The sequence below is a fragment of the Roseateles chitinivorans genome (assembly GCF_050632145.1).
Classification (GTDB): domain Bacteria; phylum Pseudomonadota; class Gammaproteobacteria; order Burkholderiales; family Burkholderiaceae_C; genus Roseateles; species Roseateles chitinivorans_B.
Genome location: NZ_CP192577.1, coordinates 2,327,365 through 2,343,533 on the forward strand (window position 1 = coordinate 2,327,365; position 16,169 = coordinate 2,343,533).

Here is a 16,169-nt window from a genome sequence, read left to right on the forward strand (position 1 = left end):
GGCAGGGGGTCAGTACTTGCTGCCCAGGGTCGCCCGGCCCGAGCCCGTGTGCAGCGCCCCCGCGTTGCCCGATCCCGTATCGCGCAGGTCGGACGGACGACTATGGATGGCGCCGTCGGGCAGGTCCTGGACCTCCGTCAGCAGCGCCGCCGCGCAACGGACCAGTGGCCATGCCAAGGTCGAGCCGGTGCCATCGCCGCATTCCATGCCGAGTTCCAGCAGCGCTGCCGCGTGGAACAGCTGGAGCGCCTCGTCCAGTCCACGATGGGTCGTGCTGCGGCAGAACACCGCGTAATCCGTGACCGGCGGGGCGATCATGGACGCCACCTTCAAGGCCGCGCACGCGGGGATGCCGTCCACCAGGATCAGCTGCCGCTTCGATGCCGCGACCAGCATCGCGCCGACCATCACCGCCAGTTCGAATCCGCCGAATGCCGCGAGGACCGCCATCGGCTCCTGCACCTCGCGATGCCGCTGCTGTGCGCCTTGAAGCACCAGCATCAGGTGGGACAGGTCGTCGTGCGACATGTCGGGCCCGGAAATGATGAAGTCCTGCACCGGCATGTCCATCAGCCGCGACAGCACCAGCGCCGACGCCTCCAGCGATCCCTGGCCCAATCCCGCGCAGGCGATGACGTTGCCGACTAGGTTGTCGGAAATCTCCATGCCGACGCGCACACCGGCATGGGCCTGTTCCACGGTCATGGCCGGACCCGCCCGCGAGTTGCGCGTCCCGTGCGCGATCTTGCGGGCGAGCAGGCGCTGCTGGGGGCTGAGCGGCTCGGCGATGCCGCAGTCGACGACGGTCACATGCATGCCCTGGTTGCGCGCGAACACCGTGGAGGGCAGTCGGTGCTGGAGCGCGAGCAGGGCCTGCTCGCGCGTGCTGCGGCCGTTCGGCAATGCAATGCCGTCCACGGCCAGGCCGTGATCGGCGGCGAACAGCACCAGCGTCGGATCGCGGAACTTCGGTGTCTGCGTCGCCTGGATCAGACCCAGCCGCACGGCAAGCGGTTCCAGTTCACCCAGCCGGCCGGCCAGCGTGCAGCGGCGTTCCAGGCGCTGGCGCAGGGCGCGTTCCAGCTCCGGATTGGCGGTCGGCGAGATGAGGGACTGATGAATGGACATGGGGACTGCCATTCTCGGGCCGCCCCGCCGACAGGCCATCGGCAATTGCCCCCGCCGCCCCGCGCCTGCCCCTTGTCCCGGGGGCAACCGTTGGTGTCAAGTTGTAACCCCGCGCTCCCACGCGCGCCGATGCGCCCGCGGGATCACGGGCGCTTGACGCCGGTCAGCGCAGGAAGAGCCGGTACACCGGGTTGTCCGTCTCTTCGGTGTACGGGTAGTTCAACTGGTCGAGGAAGGTCTTGAATGCCTTGCCGTCGCCCTTCGGGACCTGCAGGCCGACGAGGATGCGGCCGTAGTCGGCACCCTGGTTGCGGTAATGGAACAGGCTGATGTTCCAGTCCGGGCTCATGCTGGACAGGAAGCGCATCAGCGCGCCGGGCCGCTCCGGGAAGATGAAACGGAACAGGCGTTCGTTCTCCGCGAGTTCGGTCCGTCCGCCGACCATGTGGCGGACGTGCTGCTTGGCCAGTTCGTCGTCGGTGAGGTCGACGGTGGCGAACCGGTGCCGCTCGAAGCTGCGGACCAGCTTGTCGGCCTCCTCGCGCCTGGTGATGGAAACGCCGACGAAGACGTGCGCCACCTGCTGGTCGGAGATGCGGTAATTGAACTCCGTGACGCTGCGGCCCTGGACCAGCTCGCAGAAGCGCCGGAAGCTGCCGCGTTCCTCCGGGATGGTGACGGCGAACAGGGCCTCGCGTTCCTCGCCGACCTCGGCCCGCTCGGCGACGAAGCGCAGCCGGTCGAAGTTCATGTTGGCGCCGCAGGTGATGGCGATGTAGGTCTCGCCCCGGGTCCCGTGCTGCGCCGCGTACTGCTTGATGGCCGCGACGCCCAGCCCGCCAGCCGGTTCCAGGATGCTGCGCGTGTCGACGAAGACGTCCTTGATCGCGGCGCAGACGGCGTCGGTGTCGACCAGGATGTAGTCGTCGACCAGTTCGCGGCAGATGCGGAAGGTTTCCTCGCCGACCAGCTTGACCGCCGTGCCATCCGAGAACAGGCCCACGTCGTTGAGCGTGATCCGCTTGCCGGCCCGCACGGAACGCACCATCGCGTCCGAGTCCTTGGTCTGGACGCCGATGACCTTGATCTCCGGCCGCACGGCCTTGATGTACGCCGCCACGCCCGAGATCAGTCCGCCGCCGCCGATCGCGACGAAGATGGCGTCGATCGGTCCCGGATGCTGCCGCAGCAGTTCCATGGCGATGGTGCCCTGGCCGGCGATGACATCGGGATCGTCGAACGGATGGACGAAGCTCAAGGCCTGCTGCTGTTCGAGTTCCAGCGCATGGCCGTAGGCGTCGGTGAAGGACTCTCCGGCCAGCACGACCTCGCCGCCCAGTGCCTGGACGGCATCGATCTTGACCTTGGGTGTGGTCACCGGCATCACGATGACGGCGCGGCAGCCGAGTTTCTTCGCTGACAGCGCCACCCCTGGGCATGATTCCCCGCCGATGCGCAAATCACCCCGCGCGCCAATTGCTCGGGCGCGAGATTTGCCATCTTGTTATAGGCGCCCCGCAATTTGAAGCTGAATACCGGCTGTTGATCTTCTCTTTTCAGCCAGACTTTGTTGCCGATGCGCTTGGAGAGATTGCGGGCGGCGTCGAGCGAGGTTTCTTGCGCGACCTCATACACCTTGGCGTTAAGAATCCGTTGGAGATAACTCTGGTCGGCAGGGAGTAACGCGGGATGCTGCGCTGATGGGCGCGTCGAGGTGGTCTTGCGCGACGCGCGGCGGGTGCCGGCCATGGAAATCCCTCCAGTTCCCCTCCCGCGCGGGCGCGGCGGAAGTCGGGCGGACGATGATAGCCAGGGTTTGCCCGAGGCGTGGACGTGCCGGGCATCGGAGGGCCGCCGCGCTTTCGCCATTGGAGGAGCCAGCCTTGCGCTGGGCTGCAGGTGCGTTCAGGCGAAAAAAGCCCGAGGCTTGTGGCCTCGGGCTGAATCCACCATGGAGGCGGTGGAGGAGACAATCGGTGCGGGGCTGACCCTACAGAGTGGGGTAGCGCTATCGCATGCCTAGAATTCTAGGGGGATGCATGTTGCGCTGCAATATTTTTTGAGGCCTCCGCCCCTGGAGTCGGGCCTCTAAATGCGCAAAATCACCGCCAGAGTGCGCGCCCGCGGTGGGCGGCAATGCAGAAAATGGGGTCAGAGTGCTGTCGGATGGCTCGAACGGCCCATGCAATGAAGGAACGACGAATGGAATGCACGATCAACTGGATGGGCGCCGACGGCATGAGCTTCATCGCCGAGACCGGCAGCGGCCACATGATCAACATGGACGGCGCGCCCGACGGTGGCGGTCGCAACCTGGCGCCGCGCCCGATGGAGACGGTGCTGGCGGGCACTGGCGGTTGCACCGCCTATGACGTCGTCCTGATCCTCAAGCGCGGCCGGCACGATGTCCGCGGATGCCAGGTCAAGCTGAGCGCCGACCGTGCAGACGTCGATCCGAAGGTCTTCACGAAGATCCACATGCATTTCGTCGTGACCGGGAAGAACCTGCCGCAGGCCACGGTCGAGCGCGCGGTCCAGCTCTCCCACGAAAAGTATTGCTCCGCCAGCATCATGCTGGCGAAGACTGCGGAGATCACCACGTCGGTGGAGATCGTCGAGGGCTGACGGCGCCGCCGACGGGGGTGTTTTCTAGAGGTGGTGCGCCGTTCGCGTCATGAGCTTGGCGGCGAGGCGCATCAGGCCCCGCACCGGCGCGGGCAGATCGACACCGCCGAGTTCGCGGGCCTCCTCGGCATGGCGGGCTTCCTCCTCCTTCATCTGGGCCACGATGGCCCGCGAACTGCGGTCGCCCTCGGGAAGCCGCTCCAGGTGGCTGGCGAGATGCGCCTCGACCTGGCGTTCGGTCTCGATGACGAAGCCCAGGCTGACCTGGTCCCCGATCAGTCCGGCGACGGCGCCGATCGCGAAGGCGCCGCCGTACCAGAGCGGATTGAGCAGGCTGGGGCGGTCGTTGAGCGCCTGGAGCCGCCCGGCGCACCAGGCGAGGTGGTCGATCTCCTCCTGGGCCGCATGTTCCAGGTGCTGGCGCAGCGCCACGTCGCCCGTGGTCAGTGCCTGGGCGCGATAAAGCGCCTGCGCGCAGACTTCGCCCACATGGTTGACCCGCATCAGCGACGCGGCCAGCTTGCGCTGCGGTTCATCGAGCGGCTCGTCTGGAACCCCCGCTGCCGGTGCCGGTCTCGCCATTGGCGCGACACCCGCCAACGTCTTCAAGCTGTGATCGAACGTGGATATCCACGCGTCCGCTCTGGAAAATATGCGCGATGGGCGCGGAGGCTGGAATTCCATCTTGAATGCTCGAGGTGGGCGTGGTTCTGCAGTTTAGAAGCCCGGCGTCAAGGGGTTCTCCAGTGCCGGCTGATCCTTTGTGCGAATGCGTGATGACACAATTTTTTAATCCCATACGCGTTGCTTCGATCCAACGAAATCAGGACTTTTCCGGGGTGGCGGCTGGTCAGGCGGGATCGGACCTGTTGCAATACACCACAGCTTCATTGCAGGAGCTTGGTTTGCGGGCGATCTACCAACCGCAACCTCATTGAAGATCTAGGAGTCTCTAATGAAGAAATCTCTCGTCGCGCTGGCTGTGCTGGCTGGATTCGCTGGTGCCGCTGCCGCTCAATCGTCTGTCACGCTGTTCGGCGTGATCGACGTGGCTGCCCGTTACACCAAGGCCAATGGCAACGACGTCAAGCAACTGACGAACGACGGCAGCTCCTCCAGCCGTTTCGGCGTCCGTGGCGTCGAAGACCTGGGCGGCGGCCTGAAGGCTGGCTTCTGGCTGGAAGCCGGTCTGGCTGCTGATTCCGGTTCGTCCGGCGACAGCTTCGGCCGTTTCTGGAGCCGTCGTGCTTCCGTGAGCCTGATGGGCGACTTCGGTGAAGTCCGCCTGGGCCGTGGCAAGACCTCGACCCGTCTGGTCGTCGACGACTTCGACGTCTACAGCACCACCGGTCTGGGTGACGTGACCCGCGTGTACCAAGGCTTCGGTCTGGTTGGCACGACGCTGGCCAACACGAACTACGACACGAACAACCGTGCCGACAACCTGGTCCAGTACTTCCTGCCGAGCGATCTGGGCGGCGTGTACGGCTCGTTCGACGTGGCAGCCGGCGAAGGCCAGCAAGGCCGCAAGATGTACGGCGGCCGTCTGGGCTACAAGGCGGGTGACCTGAACGTCGCCGGCGGCTACCAGACCACCGACACCCAGAACACCAAGTTCAAGTGGGCGTCGCTGGGTGCTTCGTACGACTTCAAGGTCGTCAAGGTCAGCGCCCTGTACAGCCAACTGAAGGTGTTCAGCTACAAGCAGAACATCTACACGATCGGTGCCGTGGTGCCGGTGACGGCTGCCGGCTCGGTGACCGCCCAGTACAGCAAGGCTGAGACGAACAGCGCGGCTGACCGTGCTGCCCCCGGCCTGCGTGGCGACGCGCAAGCGTTCACCATCGGCTACCAGCACAACCTGTCGAAGCGCACCGCGCTGTACACGACGGCGTCGATCATCGACAACGACAACGGCTCCTTCCGTGTCCAAAGCAATGCCGTGCCGGCAGCTGCTGGCGGCAAGTCGGGCGGCCTGGACGTCGGTATCAAGCACAGCTTCTGATCCCCGGATCAGCGCACTGCGCTACGAAAGCCGCCCCTCGGGGCGGCTTTTTTCGTCTCAACGTTTGTCCGTAGGCCTGGTGTCGCGCAGGTGCCAGGTCTTGCGCGAGGCGATCAAGCACTGTCGCCGCAACGCACTGTTGTTGATTTTGTAGACAGTATTTGCGGGTTTTCCCCCTGTTGTGGCGTCACAAACTTGACAGGGTTTGCTCGCGTGGGCGATGTGCAACACAAAGCATCTCCGTCTGGGGCCTTCGCTGAGAATCGATCTCGGCGACCACACCAAACATAGATAGGAGACATCACATGAAGAAAGCCGCCTTGGCGCTGAGCATCCTGGCAGCGGGCACCAGTGCCGCCTGGGCACAGTCGAGCGTGCAGCTGTACGGCATCGTCGACGTCGGTCTGCGTTGGACCAGCAACGCCAACGTCGGAAGCTCCGAGAAGCAGGTGATTCCTGGCGGCATGTCCCAGAGCCGTCTCGGCGTGAATATCACCGAGGACATGGGTGGCGGCCTGAAGGCGATCGCCAACCTCGAGCACCGTTTGAGCTCCGACACCGGCATCCCGGCCGCTGCCGACTTCTGGCGCCAGTCCTGGGTCGGCATCCAGTCGGCCGACTTCGGCCGCATCACGCTGGGTCGCCAATACAACATCCTGTTCGACATCTACACGTCGACCTACGCGTCGTTCAAGTACTCGCCTTACATCGAGGCCTACAAGCCTGAGATCGGCCTGTCGCTGGGCGCGCGCCAGGACAACATGGTCAAGTACCTGTTCGAGTCCGGCCCCATCCGTGGCGAGATCCAGGTCTCCGCCGGCGAGGGCACCGGCCCGAACAAGTCGGTCGGTGGCTTGCTGCGATATGCCGACGGCCCGATCGCCGCAGGCGGCGCCTATCTGCAGGTGGAAGATCCGCAAGGCCGCAAGGTCAAGGCCTACACCGCGGGTGGCGCCTGGACCTCGGGACCGTGGTACGTGAACCTGTCCTGGGCCACCAACAAGTTCGATCAGGGCGGCACCTTGGGGACGCTGTACACGGCCGGCTTGCTGGGCAACATCCTGAACGCGTCTGCCAATGACGTGAAGAAGCGCGACATGGTCTCCGCAGGTGCCACCTACCAGTTGACGCCGCAACTGAACCTGGGCGCCCACTACTGGTACGCGACACAGACGCACTATCTGCTGGCCAACGGCAGCAAGGGCAAGAGCCACTACCTCGCCGTGGTTGCCGACTACGCCTTCTCCAAGCGCACGGACGCTTATCTTGAGCTCGACTACACCAAGTTCTCGGAAGGCTCAGTCCGTTTCGCCAACGGTGCGGAAAAGCGCGGCGGTTCGATCGTCGGCTTGCGTCACCGCTTCTGATCGCAACCCGCGGCCCTGGGCCGCGCCTGCGAGCGAAACCGCCTTCGGGCGGTTTTTTCGTTGTTGCGCGACGGCCGGGGCGACGTCGCGTTCACGCTGCGTCAAGGGCTAACCCACTTGCCGGTGGGCGAACGCTCCTTGATGATGGGTCCCTTCTGATGTGCCCCGCCTCCGGGGTCAGGTCGTGCCAGGGCAGGTCACAAGCCACGTCGCCCGAGCCCATGCCGGAGGCCCTCGTTCATGCTGGTTTTCATTCTTCGCCGCCTGGCGCAGGCCGTCGTCGTCATGCTGACGGTGGCCTTCATCGCCTTCATGCTGTTCCAGTACGTGGGCGACCCGGTCAACAACCTCCTCGGGCAGGACGCCACGCCGGAGCAGCGCGAGCAGCTTCGCAAGGATCTGGGACTCGATCAGAGTTTCATCGTGCAGTTCGCCCATTTCGCCGGCAATGCGGCCCAGGGCGAATTCGGGGTCAGCCTGAAGCAGGGGCGCAAGGTCTCCGCGCTGATCGCCGAGCGTTTCCCGGCGACGTTGGAGTTGTCGGCGACGGCGGCGTTGATCGCGCTGGTGTTCGGCATCCCGCTGGGGGTCTATGCGGCGTTGCGGCGGGGAGCTTTGGCTCGCAGCTGCTGATGACGCTGTCACTGCTGGGCGTGGCGCTGCCGACTTTCCTCATCGGGATCCTGCTGATCCTCATCTTTGCCGTGCAGCTGGCCTGGCTGCCGAGTTATGGACGGGGCGAGGTCGTGATGCTCGGCGCCTGGAGCACCGGGCTGTTGACCGGTGACGGGCTGCGCCATCTGCTGCTGCCGGGCGTCACGCTGGCCGTCTTCCAATTGACGCTGATCATGCGCATCGTCCGCTCGGAGATGCTGGAAGTGCTGCGCGCCGACTACATCAAGTTCGCCCGGGCGCGAGGCCTCACCGACCGCACGATCTACTTCGGGCATGCGCTGAAGAACACGCTGGTGCCGGTCATCACGATCACCGGCCTGCAGCTGGGATCGCTGATTGCCTTTGCGATCATCACCGAGACCGTGTTTCAATGGCCCGGCATGGGCCTGCTGTTCATCCAGGCGGTGCAGTTCGCCGACATCCCGGTGATGGCGGCTTACCTCTGCCTGATCTCGCTGATCTTCGTCGTGATCAACCTGGCCGTCGATCTGCTGTACTTCGCTGTCGATCCGCGCTTGCGCGTGAGTGGCGGCGCGCATTGACATGAACGCTCCAGAGCATCTCACCGCCACCGCGGCGGGCACCTACCAGCGACTCTTCGAGGCGCGCGGCGAGCTTGTCGCGCTGCGCCGCGAGCTGCACACGATGCCGGAACTCGGCTTCGAGGAGCACCGCACGGCCGCGCGCATCGTGCAGGCGCTGAAGGCCTGTGGTGTCGACGAGATCCATCAGGGGCTCGGCCGCACCGGCATCGTGGCGACCATTCATGGCCAGACGACACCGGGCACGCCGCCGAGACTCTTCGGACTTCGCGCCGACATGGACGCGTTGCCGCTGCGCGAGCAGAACGACTTCGCCTGGCGCTCGTCGACGCCGGGCCTGATGCATGCGTGCGGCCATGACGGTCACTGCGCGATGCTGGTGGGCACGGCGCGCTACCTGGCGCAGACGAGACGCTTCGCGGGCACGGCGGTGCTGGTGTTCCAGCCCGGCGAGGAGGGGTACGGCGGTGCGCGCGAGATGATCGCCGACGGCCTGTTCGACCGTTTCCCGGTCGAATCCATCTATGCGATGCACAACTGGCCGCACCTGCCGCCCGGCAAGATCGGCTTGAACCGCGGCGCGATGATGGCGGCGGCGGACCGCGTGAACATCACGATCCAGGGGCGGGGCGGTCACGGCGCCCATCCGCACCTGAGCGTCGATCCGGTGCTGATCGCCGGTCACGTGATCACCGCCGTGCAGAGTCTGGTGTCGCGCAACATCGCGCCGATCGAACAGGCGGTCGTCAGCCTGTGTTCGATGCATGCCGGCGAGCCGAGCGCCTTCAGCGTGATCCCCGAAGCCGCGCAGTTGACCGGCACGGTGCGCAGCTTCAAGCCTGAAGTGCAGCAGCTGCTGGAGGAGCGGATGACGCGTCTGGTCGAATCGGTCGCGCTGGGTTTCGGCGCGAGCGCCAAGGTCGACTACCAGCGCCTCTATCCCGCCACCGTCAACAGCGCGCGCGAGGCCGACTTCGCCGTGCGAGTGGCGCAGTCCCTGGTCGGCGCGGAGAACGTCGACGACAAGCTGGTGCCGAGCATGGGTTCCGAGGACTTCGCCTTCATGCTGCAGGCCAGGCCTGGCGCCTACCTGCGGCTGGGGCAGGGCGGTCCCTGCGGACTGCATCAGCCGCGTTACGACTTCAACGACGAGATCCTGCCGCTCGGGTCCGCGCTGTTCGCGGCCCTCGTCGAGCAGGGACTTCCGCTCGCGCCCCATTGAGCGGGATCGTCGCGCCCGCCATCGATCCGACAGCTCGCCTTCCCGATCCCCGAATGACCGCATCCCTTCCTCCTCCGCCGGCCCCCGGCGCGCCGGCTCCGCGCCCGCCGAATGCGCTCAAGCGCTTCCTCGATGGCGACGTCTGGCATTCCTTCACCCGATCGCCGTTTGCCATGGTGGCGGCCTTTGTCGCGGTGTGCTGCCTGGTCTGCGCACTGTTCGCGACATGGATCGCACCGCACGACCCCTTCGATCTCTCCGCGCTCGAGCTGATGGATTCGCGGCTGCCGCCGGCCTGGATCGAGGGGGGTCGTCGAAGTACCTGCTCGGTACCGACGACCAGGGGCGCGACCTGCTCTCGGCGATCATGTACGGCGCGCGGATCTCGCTGCTGGTCGGCGTGGCGTCGGTGATCCTGTCGATGATCATCGGCGTCGGCCTGGGACTGCTGTCCGGCTTCGTCGGTGGCAAGGTGGATGCCTTCATCATGCGCATCTGCGACGTGATGCTGTCGTTCCCGTCGATCCTGATCGCGCTGCTGATCGACGGCATCGGCCGTGTCGTGTTCAAGGACGCACACGAGTCGCTGGCCTTCGCGGTGCTGATCCTCGCGATCTCGCTGACGGGATGGGTCCAGTACGCCCGCACCGTGCGCGGCTCGACGATGGTCGAGCGCAACAAGGAATACGTGCAGGCCGCGCGCGTGATCGGCGTGCAGCCCCTGGCAATCATGTGGCGGCATGTGCTGCCCAACGTGACCGGCCCGGTGCTGGTGCTGGCCACACTGCAGGTGGCCTCGGCGATCCTGACCGAGGCGACGCTGTCCTTCCTCGGCGTCGGCGTGCCGCCGACGAGCCCTTCGCTGGGCACGCTGATCCGCATCGGCAATGACTTCCTCTTCTCCGGCGAATGGTGGATCACGATCTGGCCCAGCACGATGCTGGTGCTGATCACGGTGTCGGTCAACATGCTTGGCGATTGGCTGCGCGACGCGCTCAATCCCCGCCTGCGCTGAATCGATGGACGGCCCCATGACCTCCGCTCCCCTGTTGCAAGTCCGCCACCTGCGCGTGGAATTCCCGACCCGGCGTGGCACGCTGCTCGCGCTGGACGACGTGTCCTTTGATATCGCGCCCGGCGAAGTGCTCGGTGTCGTCGGCGAATCGGGTGCCGGCAAGTCATTGACCGGTGCGGCGATCATCGGCCTGCTCGAGCCGCCCGGCCGCATTGCTGGCGGGGAGGTCCTCCTCGACGGCCGCCGCATCGACAATCTGCCTGCCGACCAGATGCGCCGCGTGCGGGGCCGGCAGATCGGCGCGATATTCCAGGATCCGCTGACCTCGCTGAATCCGCTCTACACCGTGGGTCGGCAACTGGTCGAGACGATCACGACGCATCTCGGCCTGACTGCGAAGCAGGCCCGGGCCCGCGCGATCGAGCTGCTGGCGGCGACCGGCATCCCGGCGCCGGAGGCGCGCGTGGACCAGTACCCGCACCAGTTCTCAGGCGGCATGCGGCAACGCGTGGTCATCGCGCTGGCGCTCGCCGCCGATCCGAAGCTGATCGTCGCCGACGAGCCGACGACGGCGCTGGACGTGTCGATCCAGGCGCAGATCATCGCCTTGCTGAAGCGGGTGTGCCGGGAGCAGGGCGCGGCGGTCATGCTGGTCACCCACGACATGGGCGTGATCGCGGAGACCTGCGACCGTGTGGCCGTGATGTATGCCGGGCGTGTTGCCGAGATCGGACCGGTGCAGGAGGTCATCCATCGCCCCGGTCACCCGTACACCTCCGGGTTGATGGGATCGATCCCGTCGATGGACGAGGACCGCGAGCGCCTGGTGCAGATCGATGGCGCGATGCCGCGACTCACATCGATCCCGGCGGGTTGCGCCTTCCATCCGCGGTGCCCGCGGGCTTTCGATCGCTGCCACGAGCAGCGTCCGGAATTGATGAAGGCGCCAGCGACCCAGGCGGCGTGCTGGCTGCATGCGGCGGATGTCGCGGTGGCGCAGGGGGCGTGGCATGACGGTCTTGAATGAGACGACGCGCGCGCCGGCTTCGATGGGGGCTGCCGATGGCGTACCTGCGACGAGGGGCGCCGGCGAGGTGTTGGTCGAGGTGCGTGATCTGGCCAAGACCTTCGACGTGTCGGCCCCATGGCTGAACCGCGTGATCGAGCGCAAGCCCAGGCAATTCGTCCACGCGGTGGACGGCGTCAGCTTCTCGATCGAGAAGGGGCAGACGCTCGCGCTCGTCGGCGAATCAGGATGTGGCAAGAGCACCGTGGCGCGTCTGCTGGTGGGGTTGTATGCGCCGACGCATGGTGAAGTGCGCTTCGACGATGCCGACATCGCCGTCACCCTGAAGGGGAGCAGGCGTTGGCGCTGCGCCGCCGGATGCAGATGATCTTCCAGGATCCCTATGCGAGCCTGAACCCGCGCTGGAAAGTGCAGGACATCGTTGCAGAACCGCTGCGCGAGCACGGGCTGGTGCGTGACGCAGAGGGCCTCAAGCTTCGGGTCGGAGAGCTCCTGCAATCGGTGGGTCTGTCGCCCGCAGACGCGGAGAAGTTCCCGCACCAATTCTCCGGCGGTCAGCGGCAGCGCATCTCGATCGCGCGCGCATTGGCGACCGAGCCGGAGTTCCTTGTCTGCGACGAACCGACCTCGGCGCTCGATGTCTCGGTGCAGGCGCAGGTGCTGAACATCATGAAGGACCTGCAGCGCAGGCAGGGCCTGACCTACCTGTTCATCTCGCACAACCTCGCGGTGGTGCGTCACGTGGCCGACCAGGTCGGCGTGATGTACCTCGGTCGTCTGGTGGAGCAGGCCGAGAAGCGCGCGCTGTTTGCGACGCCACGGCATCCCTACACGCGGATGCTGCTCGACGCGATTCCCGACATCCACATGACGGGCCGTTCACGCACCCCCGTGCAGGGGAGGTGCCCAATCCGCTGAATCCCCCGAGCGGATGCAGCTTCCATCCCCGTTGTCCGCATGCAAATGCGCGCTGCAGCGCGGAGCGGCCGCAGTTGCTCGATTTCCAGGGAATCCGCGTGGCCTGTCACGCGGTGGAGGAAGGGCGGATCTGACGTCCGCCTCGCGTGAAGGTCGCGGCGTCAGTTCACGGCGCTTGCCGCCGAGGCGGGCGAAGAGACGTTCGACGCCGAGGCGGGTGCCGGATGCTTGGCCTGCGGCAATTGCAGCGGGCGCTTCTGGCCGCAGGCGCTGACGGCGAGCGCGGCCGCGCACAACATCAGGGTCGTCATGGCCTTGGCGGCGCGGCGGCGGGTCGGCGTGGAGGCAAGGCCTACACTTCGCGTCTTCACGTTCTTCATGGGCTCGCAGTCTAGTCCTTTGCGAGCCCGCTTCCGACTGCCCATGATCCCCACTCCGCTGACCGACGCCGACTACGACGCCCGCACCGACGCCGTACTGGCCAGCATCGAATCCGACGTCGACAACTGGCTCGACGATGACGTCGTCGATATCGACCAGCATCGCACCGGCGGCCTGCTGGAACTGGAGTTCCCGGACCGCAGCAAGATCGTCGTCAACACGCAGCCGCCGCTGCACGAGCTGTGGCTCGCGTCGCGACGAGGGGCTATCACTTCAAGTTCGTCGACGGGCAGTGGATCGACACCAAGGATGGGGTCGCCTTCTTCGCGCGCCTGTCTGAGGAAGCGTCGCATCACGCCGGGCGATCGTTGAGCTTCACCCAGGTCTGAGGCTGTGGCCTCATGAAAAGGCGCCCCGCGGGGCGCCTTTGCGTTGGTCGTGTGGATCAGCGCTTGAAGAGGTCGAGGATGCTCTTCTTCTCTTCCTCGGAGCCGCTGGTCGGCACATGTTCCTCGCTGCCGAGTGCTTTCACGCCACTGTTGCCGGCGAACTCGTCGTAGTACCACTCCCCGTTGATGTTGACGACGCCCTCGGGCGGCTGGATCTCCTGGACCGGCGTGTTGCGCAGCGCGTACTGCATGAACTCGATCCACACCGGCAGCGCCAGACCGCCGCCGGTCTCGCGGTCGCCGAGCTTGCGGGGTTGGTCATAGCCGATCCACACGACCGACACCAGCTCGGGCTGGAAGCCCGCGAACCAGGCGTCCATCGAGTCGTTGGTCGTGCCGGTCTTGCCGTAGATGTCGGGGCGTTTGAGGGTGGCCTGGGTGCGAGCCGCCGTGCCGCTGCGCGCGACTTCCTGCAGCAGGCTGTCCATCAGGTAGGCATTGCGGGGCTCGATCGCCCGCTGCGAGTCTTCGAACTGCTTCGGTTGCTGCTGATAGAGCACGCGACCGGCGTGGTCCGTGATGCGCTGGACCAGCTGGGGCGCGATCCGGTAGCCGCCGTTGGCGAAGACCGAGTACGCCTGCGCCATCTGCATCGGCGTCACCGACCCCGCGCCCAGCGCCATCGTCAGATAGGCCGGGTGCTTGTCGGCGTCGAATCCGAAGCGCGTGATCCAGTCTTGCGCGTACTTCACGCCCACTGACTGCAGCACCCGGATCGACACCATGTTCTTGGACTTGGCCAATGCACGTCGCAGCGGCATCGGTCCGTCGAACTGGCCGTCGTAATTCTTGGGCTCCCAGGGCTGGCTGCCCGTGGTCGTCGCATCGAAGAACAGCGGACCGTCATTGACGATCGTCGCGCCGTTGAAGCCCTTCTCGAGCGCGGACGAGTAGATGAACGGCTTGAAGCTGGAGCCCGGCTGCCGCCAGGCCTGTGTGACGTGGTTGAACTTGTTCTTGTTGTAGTCGAAGCCGCCGACCAGCGCCCGTACGCTGCCGTCCTTGGGGCTGAGGGCCACCATGGCGCCCTCGACCTCGGGCAGCTGGGTGATCGTCCACTCGTCCTTGTTGTTCCTGACCAGCTTGATCACACGGATCACCGCGCCCCGACGGATGCGCGTCTTCGGGTTGCCCTTGTCGGACAGGCCCGACGTGGCCGGTTTCAGGCCTTCGCCGGTGATGGTCACCGACTCGCCGCTCTGCAGCGCTGCGACGACCTGCTTCGGGCCAGCTTCCAGCACCACGGCCGCCAGCAGTTCGTCATTGGCCGGGTGGTCGGAAAGCGCTTCGGCAATGCGGGTATCGAGCTCCTTGGGGTCGGCCGGAAGGTCCACGTAGGCCTCGGGCCCGCGGTACACCTGCCGGCGCTCATAGTCCATGATCCCGCGGCGCAACGCGCGATACGCGCGCTCCTGTTCATCCGCGTGCAGCGTCAGGTAGACATTCAGTCCGCGCGTATACGCCTCGTCCCCGTATTGGCTGAAGATCAGCTGACGGGCCAGTTCGGCAACATACTCCGCATGGCTCGCAGCTTCCTGCGGCGGCCGGATGCGCAGTTTTTCGGCCTTGGCCTGGGCGTGTTGCTCGGGCGTGATGAAGCCCATTTCCAGCATCCGGTCGATGATGTATTGCTGACGCAACACTGCGCGGCGCGGATTGTTGATGGGGTTGTAAGCAGATGGTGCTTTCGGCAACCCGGCAAGCATCGCGGCCTCGGCGACCGACAGATCCTTCAGGGGCTTGCCGAAGTAGACCTCGCTGGCAGCCGCGAAGCCGTAGGCACGGTGCCCCAGGAAGATCTGGTTCATGTAGATCTCGAGGATCTTCTCCTTGGGCAACGCGCTCTCGATCTTCAGCGCCAGCAGGATCTCGTAGATCTTGCGCGTGAAGGTCTTCTCGGTCGAGAGGTAGAAGTTGCGCGCGACCTGCATCGTGATCGTCGAGGCGCCCTGGCTCTTGGATTCACTGACGTTGGCAAGGCCGGCCCGGATCACGCCCAGGTAGTCCACGCCGCCATGCTGATAGAAGCGCGCATCCTCGATGGCGAGGATGGCGTCCTGCATCAGCTTGGGGATCTCGCGGATGTCGGAGTAGCTGCGGCGCTCTTCGCCGTACTCGGCCAGCAACTGGCCCTCGCTGGACATCACCCGCAGCGGCAGCTTGGGCCGGTAGTCGGTGAGCCCGCTGATGTCGGGCAACTGGGGATAGGCGATCGCCAGCGCCATGCCGACCAGCAGCACGACGGCGCCCACTCCGGCAAGCACCAGCCCGAACAGCCAGCCGAGCAGCCGCACGAACCAGGGCCGGCGCGGCTTGGCGTCGTCCTTGGGCCTTTTGCGGGGGGCGTCGCTCTTCTCTTTCCTGGGGGCGCTGCCCTTGCCCGAATCGGACGGGGCGTCGAAGGAGGGTTCGTTGTCGGGGGAATTCTTCGAGGGCATGGGCCGGAGTGTGCAATCTTGCGTGCCTGGCCGCGCCCTATCAGGGCCTGTACGGGTGACGATGCGGGCCGCGAGCGACGATTATAGGAACGGCCCCCAGCGGGGCTCCGTGGGTCCGATCCGCGGCCACTTGACTGTTACAGGTGTGGTGGGGACTTTCGCGGACACTGCGCGGCTGCCTTTTCTGCCGAACCCGAGACATCCCTCTTGAAGGTGTCCGGGCGGAGGATTGGGCAAAGCGGGAATTTGAGCAATACCTTCCGAAATGGGGTGGAAATCGTCGATTTTTGGCGCTTTTCCCACCCATCGGTGGCGTGTATGTTACGCAACGCTGCGTTACTTGCTGTGACCGCTTTGCCTTGGGGCGACAAAGGCTT

General features: G+C 65.8%; 11 protein-coding genes and 5 pseudogenes. 11 read left to right on the plus strand and 5 right to left on the minus strand.

Features of this window, described 5'->3' with window-relative positions; all coding sequences use genetic code 11:
- Nucleotides 1–9: 9 nt before the first annotated feature.
- On the minus strand, nt 10–1,128 hold the full coding sequence (locus ACQ86G_RS10645) for a nicotinate-nucleotide--dimethylbenzimidazole phosphoribosyltransferase (RefSeq protein WP_431260539.1): 1,119 nt from the start codon (nt 1,126–1,128) through the stop codon (nt 10–12).
- 163 nt (nt 1,129–1,291) lie between these two features.
- A pseudogene (gene ilvA, locus ACQ86G_RS10650) lies at nt 1,292–2,877 on the minus strand (threonine ammonia-lyase, biosynthetic).
- Between the two features lie 453 nt (nt 2,878–3,330).
- Between ilvA and ACQ86G_RS10655 the strand changes: the two are divergent.
- The gene (locus ACQ86G_RS10655) at nt 3,331–3,753 is read left to right on the plus strand and encodes an OsmC family protein (RefSeq protein WP_431260540.1); all 423 of its coding nucleotides are present in this window, start codon (nt 3,331–3,333) and stop codon (nt 3,751–3,753) included.
- A 24-nt stretch (nt 3,754–3,777) separates the two neighbouring features.
- On the opposite strand, the gene coq7 is transcribed toward ACQ86G_RS10655, so the two are convergent.
- Nucleotides 3,778–4,437, minus strand: a complete 660-nt coding sequence (gene coq7, locus ACQ86G_RS10660; RefSeq protein ID WP_431260541.1) for a 2-polyprenyl-3-methyl-6-methoxy-1,4-benzoquinone monooxygenase — start codon at nt 4,435–4,437, stop codon at nt 3,778–3,780.
- A 271-nt stretch (nt 4,438–4,708) separates the two neighbouring features.
- On the opposite strand from coq7, the gene ACQ86G_RS10665 reads away from it, so the two are divergent.
- The 9 genes and pseudogenes from ACQ86G_RS10665 to ACQ86G_RS10705 all read left to right on the plus strand — a co-directional run bounded on the left by ACQ86G_RS10665 (nt 4,709) and on the right by ACQ86G_RS10705 (nt 12,658).
- Entirely contained in the window at nt 4,709–5,758 is a 1,050-nt protein-coding gene (locus ACQ86G_RS10665) for a porin (protein ID WP_431260542.1), read from the plus strand.
- A gap of 305 nt (nt 5,759–6,063) precedes the next feature.
- Nucleotides 6,064–7,125 carry a porin gene (locus tag ACQ86G_RS10670; RefSeq protein WP_431260543.1) on the plus strand — a complete coding sequence of 354 codons (1,062 nt, stop codon included), beginning with the start codon at nt 6,064–6,066 and terminating at the stop codon, nt 7,123–7,125.
- Nucleotides 7,126–7,365: 240 nt separating this feature from the next.
- Nucleotides 7,366–8,342 (plus strand): annotated as a pseudogene (locus tag ACQ86G_RS10675) (ABC transporter permease).
- Between the two features lies 1 nt (nt 8,343).
- Nucleotides 8,344–9,564 carry a M20 aminoacylase family protein gene (locus ACQ86G_RS10680; protein ID WP_431260544.1) on the plus strand — a complete coding sequence of 407 codons (1,221 nt, stop codon included), beginning with the start codon at nt 8,344–8,346 and terminating at the stop codon, nt 9,562–9,564.
- Between the two features lie 173 nt (nt 9,565–9,737).
- Nucleotides 9,738–10,579 (plus strand): annotated as a pseudogene (locus ACQ86G_RS10685) (ABC transporter permease).
- 16 nt (nt 10,580–10,595) lie between these two features.
- Nucleotides 10,596–11,606, plus strand: a complete 1,011-nt coding sequence (locus ACQ86G_RS10690; RefSeq protein ID WP_431260545.1) for an ABC transporter ATP-binding protein — start codon at nt 10,596–10,598, stop codon at nt 11,604–11,606.
- On the plus strand, nt 11,599–11,973 hold the full coding sequence (locus ACQ86G_RS10695) for an ATP-binding cassette domain-containing protein (RefSeq protein ID WP_431260546.1): 375 nt from the start codon (nt 11,599–11,601) through the stop codon (nt 11,971–11,973). The genes ACQ86G_RS10690 and ACQ86G_RS10695 overlap by 8 nt, the downstream gene beginning before the upstream one ends.
- Nucleotides 11,970–12,520: pseudogene (locus tag ACQ86G_RS10700) on the plus strand (ATP-binding cassette domain-containing protein); the annotation flags it as partial. The gene ACQ86G_RS10695 and the pseudogene ACQ86G_RS10700, both read left to right, overlap by 4 nt.
- Nucleotides 12,509–12,658, plus strand: coding sequence for an oligopeptide/dipeptide ABC transporter ATP-binding protein (locus tag ACQ86G_RS10705; protein WP_431261371.1), 150 nt, complete (start codon nt 12,509–12,511; stop codon nt 12,656–12,658). The pseudogene ACQ86G_RS10700 and the gene ACQ86G_RS10705, both read left to right, overlap by 12 nt.
- Nucleotides 12,659–12,685: 27 nt before the next feature.
- Here the strand turns inward: ACQ86G_RS10705 and lptM are convergent, their stop codons facing one another.
- Complete coding sequence (lptM, locus tag ACQ86G_RS10710) at nt 12,686–12,904, minus strand: LPS translocon maturation chaperone LptM (protein ID WP_431260547.1); 219 nt, start codon at nt 12,902–12,904, stop codon at nt 12,686–12,688.
- 43 nt (nt 12,905–12,947) lie between these two features.
- Here lptM and cyaY point away from each other — a divergent pair.
- A pseudogene (gene cyaY / locus ACQ86G_RS10715) lies at nt 12,948–13,294 on the plus strand (iron donor protein CyaY).
- A 56-nt stretch (nt 13,295–13,350) separates the two neighbouring features.
- On the opposite strand, the gene ACQ86G_RS10720 reads toward cyaY, so the two are convergent.
- Nucleotides 13,351–15,792 carry a penicillin-binding protein 1A gene (locus tag ACQ86G_RS10720; protein ID WP_431260548.1) on the minus strand — a complete coding sequence of 814 codons (2,442 nt, stop codon included), beginning with the start codon at nt 15,790–15,792 and terminating at the stop codon, nt 13,351–13,353.
- Nucleotides 15,793–16,169: the final 377 nt, after the last annotated feature.

Coding starts and splice junctions, on each gene's coding strand:
- ACQ86G_RS10690 (WP_431260545.1), top strand. CDS start 10,596: ATGACCTCCGCTCCCCTGTTGCAAGTCCGCCACCTGCGCGTGGAATTC.
- ACQ86G_RS10680 (WP_431260544.1), top strand. CDS start 8,344: ATGAACGCTCCAGAGCATCTCACCGCCACCGCGGCGGGCACCTACCAG.
- ACQ86G_RS10670 (WP_431260543.1), top strand. CDS start 6,064: ATGAAGAAAGCCGCCTTGGCGCTGAGCATCCTGGCAGCGGGCACCAGT.
- ACQ86G_RS10665 (WP_431260542.1), top strand. CDS start 4,709: ATGAAGAAATCTCTCGTCGCGCTGGCTGTGCTGGCTGGATTCGCTGGT.
- ACQ86G_RS10720 (WP_431260548.1), bottom strand. CDS start 15,792: ATGCCCTCGAAGAATTCCCCCGACAACGAACCCTCCTTCGACGCCCCG.
- coq7 (WP_431260541.1), bottom strand. CDS start 4,437: ATGGAATTCCAGCCTCCGCGCCCATCGCGCATATTTTCCAGAGCGGAC.
- ACQ86G_RS10645 (WP_431260539.1), bottom strand. CDS start 1,128: ATGTCCATTCATCAGTCCCTCATCTCGCCGACCGCCAATCCGGAGCTG.
- lptM (WP_431260547.1), bottom strand. CDS start 12,904: ATGAAGAACGTGAAGACGCGAAGTGTAGGCCTTGCCTCCACGCCGACC.
- ACQ86G_RS10655 (WP_431260540.1), top strand. CDS start 3,331: ATGGAATGCACGATCAACTGGATGGGCGCCGACGGCATGAGCTTCATC.